We start from the raw sequence: 7,544 nt of genomic DNA, 5'->3' as shown, positions 1-7,544 counted from the left end.
CCACAACCACAACCCAACCCCTAGGGGCACCCGCGCCCCAAATTCTAACCCCGGGGGGGGGGGGCCGGGGCGTGCTGGGGGGGGGGCCCCCCGCCGGGGCCCCCCCCCACTTGTCAGTTGTCCGTGGTGTCAGCAGCCCGTCCAGCGCACCGGGGTGACTCGCTCCCCGTTGCGGAACCCGACGATGGTGCCCGTGTCGGAGATGGAGCGCGCTCCGATGCCCACCCCGTCGCTGGCGCCCGGCAGCACCCGGGAGGTCGCGCCGCGCACGACGCGGTCAGCGCCCACCACGACGCCCTTGGCGTTGACGTCCTCCAACGTCGGCGACTGCGGGTCGAGCGTCGTGTACGAGCCGTCCCGGAGGTTCCAGCGCACCGGGACCCAGATGCTGTCCGGCAGGTCGACATGGCCGATCGCCCAGTGACCGGCCGCTTCGCTGACATAGGACATCTGCGCGCCGGGGACCGTGAGTGCGTCGTACCGGCCGTTCGGCCGGCGGACCCAACTGGTCCAGTACCCGAAGTCACCGGCGGAACCGACGATGGTCCCGTTCGCGGTGATCCCTCGCGGCTGGGCATTGGCCGGGGCGTCGAGCACCTCGACAGTGCCCGGCCGAGCGGCCGGCCAGCGCAGCGCGAAGAACTCCCCGGTGTCGATGTCATTACCGAGGCCGACGATGTCGCCGGCCTTGTTGATGGCGGTGACGGAGATGTCCGTGCCGGACGGCACCACCGGCAGTTGCTCGACCCGGCCGTCGCGGTACCGCCACGGCTGGCCGCCGTTGCCCCAGCCGTTGCCGATCACGACGCCGTCGGCGTTGACGTCGGCAGGGGTCGCCATGCTCGGCGCCTCGACCTCGGTGAGCCGATTCCGGTCCCAGAACAGCAGCAGGTACTGGTTGTCGGTGCCCTCCTTCCGTAGGGCCGAGCCGGCTACGAAGCGGCCCGTCGGGTCGATGACGTTCGCATCGGCACGGTAGGTGTCGGTCGGGTACGGCAGCGTGCTGATCTTGCAGGTGCCGAGGGCGGCAGCCCTGGGCGCGGCGGTCGCCGGTGCGGAGACAGCGACGCCGAGAGAGGCGGTCAGCAGGCCGGCGGCGGTGACGCCGGCCAGCGTCCGTCGAGCGGTGTGAGTCATCTTTACTCCCCGTGTAAGCCCGGGTGAACCCGAGCGCCGATTACTACTGGTGTCACCCGCGGGTGGACCGTCCGGTTGCGGGGTGTCGGCGAGATGACAGCAGCGGAATCACGCGGACCTACGGTGCCCACTGTTGAGCTGGGGGAACGACCGGCCCGCCAGCGCGTACCGAATCTCATGGTCCTGACACGCCTCGGCCAGGGGATACGGCGTCGCCGCTGCCATCCGGGCACCGCCCGCCGGATTCGGGGCGTACGCGGCGACTGGTGGCGGACGCTCCTCTTTGTTCGGCTTGTCGCACCGGCCGATTATGACCATCAATCCGTGCCGTAATGAGCTGACAGTAACCGCCGGGCAACCGCCCGTGCGGCTGTCTCGCCTCAGAGAGGAACGGGGATGCAGGGATCCTGGCGTAGGGCGGCACTCACAGCCGCCCTGTCGATCGTTTGTGTGTCGGGTGGGTTGGCCCTTACCACGCCCGCACAGGCGCAGATCGTGGAGTCCGGTTCGGTCTCCTTCGACGGCGACCCCGGTGACTACATCACCGGCGGGGCCTCCTACTCGTACTCCACCGACGACAACGACCAACTCACGGCGGACAGTCCGCTCGACAACAGCCGCGTGACGGTCAGCATCAGCGGTTACAACGGCGACCAGTGGTCCCTCACCTTCGACGCGCCCGGCAGCGCGGCGCTGGTGCCGGGCACCTACGAGACAACGAGCCGATACCCGTACAACGGGGCCGGACCCGGCCTCGACCTGTCCGGCAACGGGCGGGGCTGCGACGACGCGACCGGCATCTTCACGATCAACAACGCGGTGTTCGGCTCCAACGGCTACGTACAGACCCTGGACGCCACCTTCGAGCAGTACTGCAACGGCGCGACGGCGGGTGCTCGCGGCGAGGTGCACATCGCCAACCCGCCACCGCCTGAGCGGCTGCAACTCGCTCTCGCCGTGGCGACCGACGGCATCGCCCACCGGGTGAACGGCAACGCCGTCCTGCACGGCACGGTGACCTGCAGTCAGCCCATCTCGGTGTCCGTGGACGGCACGGTCACGCAGATCGTCCGGAAGGTGTTGGTTCGGGGCAGCTTCTCCACCCAGGTGACCTGCACCCCGGGCAGCCAGGTCCAATGGACGGCCGCGGCCGTCCCGACCGGCACCACCCCGTTCGGCAAGGGGCTCGCCGAGGCCATCACCCGGGCCATCGCCTACGACATCCCGTACGACGAGTACGTCTTCGTGACCGACACCTCGACCGTCAGGCTCACCCGGTCCTGATCCGTCCCGCCTGGCGGCCGGCACGACCCGGCCGCCAGGCGCTACGGTGGCCGGGCCCACGACGGAAGCACGACGAAAGATGGCACAGATGGCTGCCAACCCCGTGCACACCGCGCCTCGTCCAGCGGTCACCACGGCGCATCGGTCACCGTCCTCGCTGGACTACTACCTGGTCCTGCCTCGACCCGACGACCCTGACCCGCCCAGCGGGGTCGCGGGGCTCGTCGTCGAGGAGTTCACCCGGGAGCACGACCACGTCAGCACGGGCCTGGACAGCGCGGGCTGGACGCCGACCGCCGGCTGGTGGAGTTCCGCCGCCCTCAGCCGGAGCATCCGCACCGACCCGGACACGTCGGCGCGGGTGGTCCCCACGTCTCGCGTCGAGGCCGAGGGTCACTACCGCAGGCTCGGTGGCGGGCAACTGCCCGACGACACGGAGCTGCGCTCGTACTTCCTCGTCCACCAGCCGATTCCGACCGCCGCGCCGCTGCGGCTCGGCCCGGCACAGCCGCCGGCCGGCTGGCACGAGCGGCGCGTCTACCGGGTCCTCTTCGCCAAGGATCTCCGTCCGGACCAGGTGACGAGCCTCCGGGCGAGCTGGCATACGCCGGTTGACGCCACGGGCGCATCGGCCGCGAGCGGTCACCTGGAGAGGGGCGGCGACCGGTTCGACTGGGAGCTACGGCGGGTCGCCCACACCCGGGCCTGGGCTCTCGACGTGACAGTCCTGCTGGTCGCCGCCGCCGACGGCGCGGTGGGTTCGACCCTGTCCGACCTGACGACAGTCCTGCGACAGCACGGTCTGATACCCGTGACGACCGAGCGGTTCAGCTAACTGTTCCAAAGGCGGAGGATCACCCCCGTCTTGCTGTCGTCAGCCCTCGGGCAACCATGCAAATCCTGCGGCAAAGCCAGATCGCCGGGATCATGATCATCTACGGCGATGCCAACTCCGGGGGCCACCCAAGCCGCCCTGAAGCGACTTGGTGGGCAGTTCGGCCCTTTCCGTAGCTAGCCAATCGCAGTCAGCAAATCCTCAGTCAAAGCAGAAGCAGCGGCCGAAACGACTGGGGGATCTCCGATACCCTCCTCAGCTCTTCCCGCCATTACCGACCCGAGCGCATCGGGGCCTGCCGCGAATAAATCCGCAGCAAATCCCAGGGCCTGGCTAGTAACTTGTCCAGCCAGATCATCAGCCCGCAACTCCCGCAGCTTGTCAGCAAGCTGCTCGGTGGGGACGGCTACGAGCAGACGATAGATATCATGCGCATCCTTGTCCACAAGCCGCTTAGGCATTTCCTGCCGTTCGCCGATCTTGTGCAATTTGGCTACGAGCAAAGCAGCGGGGCCTGCAACATTGGCCCTGTCGACCCTATTGTCTCCGGAAGCTAGCGCACGTATTTCGAACTTATCATGGTCAACGACGGCAGCTTCCAATCCAACCGCCCTCCTCGCAGCACTTTTCGAATGAGGTGGGATTTTCGCTGCGCGGCGACTTGATCCACCAGCAAGCGCTTCCGGCACCATCAAGTCAACGGGAATGCCTTTGGGGTTTAGCCACGCTCCAGGCTGGTGCGCGTGAACATCTAGATGGAAGCCGGCCGCCTGCATGGCCTCCTCCAGCAACGGTTCGTGCGGGAGCGCCCGTGCATCGAGCGCAAGGTCGCAATCCTTGGTCGCCTCTGCTAAGGCGATGGGCGCGGCCCCGGTGTGCAGATATATGGCTTGCGCTCCCACTACAACCACAGCATCGGCGTGCTCGCGAAGAGCTTCCAGTGCATCCAGTAGCGCGCTGCGTGCGGCTACCAGCAGGTCAGCGTCGCCAATCCCGCTCATGCTTTCCCATCCAATCAAGGAGTTCTTGCCCCTCAGCAGGAGTCCGCCCCGGGCCTGTTAGTAGATCGACAGCAGCTTGGCTGGGAGGCACATAAAGCAGACCATCATCCTGCACCAGTCGATCGAATACGACGTCATATTTTCCTTGAGCGACAAGTACGTTCGCGCCAGTATCAACGGCGCGCAACCTGAGTTTTTCGGCGGCTTGGTCTAGGTCGTCTACATAAACCATTGCCAGCTTGGCTGGAGCATAGGGCGCTAAGCGATGAGCCGCCAGAGAACCAGTTAATGCGTAGCGCAAACCTTCGGCATGCCGCAGACTTTCCTGCAACGCCGGCAGTCCCCGCAGGCTCAAATAAGAGGTGACAGTGTTGCTGCGTTGAAACCCGTAATCCTCGCTCCATCGCTCCAGGATTCGGCGCCACTCGACATCCACTATCGGGCCGCGTCGATCACGTCGAACAAGCGCCTCGCGCTCAAGGAACTCAACCACTCGATACGTTGCACCCGTCGATGCCCCAGACCGGCGTATCAAGTCCGGAACAGTCATAGGCTCAGCGAAATCGACCAAAGCGCGCACCACCCGAGCGGCCGGAGACCCCTGCAAGGTACCGCGCGGCCTGCCTGGCCCTCGCCAAGGGTCTCGATCAGCGCCCCTGTCGCGCATATATATTGCTGGACGTTCAAGCAAGATGCACATGTTCCCGGTGGCGTCGACGTAGGAGACCCCACGTTCTTCCAACCACGCGCGAGCGGAAGACCCGATGTAGCGCGCGGCGAGCATAGGCACCGGACGAGCGACGTGAGGCAGATTATAGGAGCGAAGTTGGTCAAGGGCCGCAGCAAGATCGCTCGTGACGACTGAGAGTTTTGCCTCAATGAAAAAGACCGCTTGTGTCCCATCAGGAGCGGCTAACTCCGCCACACCATCGATCCGGCGATCCACCTCCTGACCCACAAGGCGGATCGACCATCCAGACGGCAGGCGATCCTCCACGACTGCCATGGCGCGGCGGAGGACATCGACCTCGCGCTCCGGCGGCGCATCCGGGGAAGCTTTACGCGAGGTTTGCACGCGTCGCCCCTTACGGTGGGTTCGGCTAATTCGGTAGTTCCGTTCCGAACGGAACCATCCTATATCCGGAACCAGGCAAGGTTGACCATTGCGGCGGAACCCGGCGAGTCGACTCTCTGCCAGCCTGGCTCCAGCGGGCGGAACGCTAGCTAGAGGCGACTTCGACTGTCGCACTTCAGGGGTGCGAAACCGGAAAAGACCGTTTCCGACTCGCGGAAACGGTCTTGACGTGGGGTGGAGCTGAGGGGATTTGAACCCCTGACCCCCTCGATGCGAACGAGGTGCGCTACCAGTCTGCGCCACAGCCCCCCACCGGCGAACCGGCTTCGGTCCCACCCGGCTTACACCGGGCGGGCCGGCAGCAAGGCTAACAGGTCGCCGGCCCTCACCGCGAATCCGCCCCCGGTGCGGCGCTCGACCTGGCCCGGAGATCCACGCGCGTTACAGGAACCCGGGGCATTCTAGACGCCCCGACACCCCACCTTTCAGGAAACCGAGTCGATCAAGCGCCCGCCAGCCGGGCAGCCGGCCGGGCAGCTGGCCAGCACGAGGCGCCGGCCAGCACGGGATGCCGGCGGTCAGGCGCCTCGGCCGGCCTCGTAGGGGCGCCCGCGGAGCCCGCCGGCCCGTCGGTACGAGACCGAGCCACCGTTGACCGCCGCCGGCAGGTCGCCGGGGCGGTCCAGGCCCATGGCGGCTCGGCGCACCCCCTCGCGCTGGGCGGCCAGGCGGCGCTGGGCCTCCCGGCGGGCCGCTGCGCGGCGGGCCTGCTCCCGGCGTACCTCGGCCTGCCGGGCGGCCAACCAGGCGGCCTCCCGGGCTCGGGCGCGGCGGCGACGACGCCCGGCGAGGGCGCGACCTCGCAGGTGGACGACGTACATGGTCAGGAGCAGGAAGGTGACCGCGAAGCCGATCCAGAATCCGGGGCTGGCGAACAGCACGCCGATCAGCTCGACGACGTTGAGCAGCAGCAGGGCGGCGAGCACCCGGCGACGCCGGTACACGGCCGGGGTGTGCTGACGGCGGGACGACGGGCGGCGGCGGGATCGCTTCGATGCGGGTGGCACGGCGCGCAGTCGACCGGAGCGGCGGCCCGCCGGCGGCCCGGAGACCGGCGCGGTCAACGCTCCGGTAGTCGCGTCCTCGCTCAGGGTGACGACGAGTGAGCGCGGCGGGTGGACCGGCTGCCGCCCGGGGACAGTACGTCGCCGCCGGCGGCGCTGGAGCACCCGCGCCGTCGACTGCGCCCGCTCCGCCACCAACCGCTCGGTGGCGTCGTACCGGCGAACCAACGCCGGGGCCAGGGCGAGCAGGCCGGCGGCGGCGAGGACGGCGAGGAGCACCGAGGTCGGCACCCTCACCCCTCCCGTCACCGAATTCGGAGCAACCGCCACCCCACCGCAGGATCTTCCACCGATCGCGCCTAGGTGCGTGGATCGTCCGGCCGGAGAGCGCTCGCCGCAACTTGCAGTTACTTGAGGTTACGGTGGACCGACCAGGAAGCCGTCGCGCCGCGCCGATCCCGTGCGTGGGACAGCCTCTCAGCGGGCGGAGGCGCGGACCCGATGCCAGCGGGCCAGCAGGCCGCCCTCGGCAGCGATCTCCTCACTCGTCATCGCGTATCCGATGTGGTCACGCCAGGCACCGTCGATGTGCATGTAGCGCACGTGGTACGACTCCTCGCGGAATCCCAGCTTCTCCACCACCCGCCGCGACGGCCGATTCTCCGGACGGATGTTGACCTCCACCCGGTGTAGCCCGCCGGGGCCGAACGCGTGGTCCACGGCGAGGGCGAGCGCCGTCGGAATCACGCCCTGGCCGGCGACCCGGGCGTCCACCCAGTAGCCGACATAGCCGGAGCAGAGCGCTCGTCGCACGATGCTGCCCACGTTGATGTGCCCGACCAGCAGGTCCCGACTGCCCTCGCGGAGACAGACGGCGAAGGGCATGCCGTCACCCTCCCGGGCCGAGCGCCGCTGGTCACGCAGCACCCAGCGGAACGCGGCAGGTGAGTTCAGCTCGTCCCAACCGCCGGGCAACGACGACTCCCAGGGCGCCAGCCAGGCCCGGTTGGCCCGGCGGATCTCCGACCACGGCACCGCGTCGGAGCGCCGGTAGGGCCGCAGCAACACCGGGCCGTCCGCCAACTCCACCGGCCAGCCCGGTGGCCGCGGGGGTCCGAAGAGACTCACCCCTACAGTCTCCCGCGCGG

7 protein-coding genes and 1 tRNA gene are annotated in these 7,544 nt (G+C 68.3%); 2 read left to right on the top strand and 6 right to left on the bottom strand.

The annotated features are described in order from the left end of the window. Positions 1-129 precede the first annotated feature (129 nt). Positions 130-1,137 carry a hypothetical protein gene (locus AB0C01_RS23285; RefSeq protein WP_357572100.1) on the bottom strand — a complete coding sequence of 336 codons (1,008 nt, stop codon included), beginning with the start codon at positions 1,135-1,137 and terminating at the stop codon, positions 130-132. 495 nt (positions 1,138-1,632) lie between these two features. On the opposite strand from AB0C01_RS23285, the gene AB0C01_RS23280 reads away from it, so the two are divergent. Further along, a complete protein-coding gene (locus tag AB0C01_RS23280) occupies positions 1,633-2,421 on the top strand; it encodes a hypothetical protein (protein ID WP_357572099.1) in 789 nt (262 codons plus the stop codon). A gap of 88 nt (positions 2,422-2,509) precedes the next feature. Next, on the top strand, positions 2,510-3,256 hold the full coding sequence (locus tag AB0C01_RS23275) for a hypothetical protein (protein ID WP_357572098.1): 747 nt from the start codon (positions 2,510-2,512) through the stop codon (positions 3,254-3,256). A 176-nt stretch (positions 3,257-3,432) separates the two neighbouring features. On the opposite strand, the gene AB0C01_RS23270 is transcribed toward AB0C01_RS23275, so the two are convergent. The 5 genes from AB0C01_RS23270 to AB0C01_RS23250 form a co-directional block, all read right to left on the bottom strand. Beyond that, the gene (locus tag AB0C01_RS23270) at positions 3,433-4,257 is read right to left on the bottom strand and encodes a hypothetical protein (protein WP_357572097.1); all 825 of its coding nucleotides are present in this window, start codon (positions 4,255-4,257) and stop codon (positions 3,433-3,435) included. Next, the gene (locus AB0C01_RS23265) at positions 4,235-4,750 is read right to left on the bottom strand and encodes a hypothetical protein (RefSeq protein ID WP_357572096.1); all 516 of its coding nucleotides are present in this window, start codon (positions 4,748-4,750) and stop codon (positions 4,235-4,237) included. Before AB0C01_RS23265 ends, AB0C01_RS23270 begins: the two co-directional genes overlap by 23 nt. A gap of 817 nt (positions 4,751-5,567) precedes the next feature. Next, positions 5,568-5,641: transfer RNA gene (locus AB0C01_RS23260), tRNA-Ala, on the bottom strand. Between the two features lie 269 nt (positions 5,642-5,910). After that, the gene (locus AB0C01_RS23255; protein ID WP_357572095.1) at positions 5,911-6,693 is read right to left on the bottom strand and encodes a hypothetical protein; all 783 of its coding nucleotides are present in this window, start codon (positions 6,691-6,693) and stop codon (positions 5,911-5,913) included. A 180-nt stretch (positions 6,694-6,873) separates the two neighbouring features. Then, entirely contained in the window at positions 6,874-7,524 is a 651-nt protein-coding gene (locus tag AB0C01_RS23250) for a GNAT family protein (protein ID WP_357241219.1), read from the bottom strand. Positions 7,525-7,544: the final 20 nt, after the last annotated feature.

This window comes from Micromonospora sp. NPDC048905, from assembly GCF_040649655.1.
Classification (GTDB): domain Bacteria; phylum Actinomycetota; class Actinomycetes; order Mycobacteriales; family Micromonosporaceae; genus Micromonospora.
This window is presented reverse-complemented; position numbering and strand designations above follow the sequence as displayed.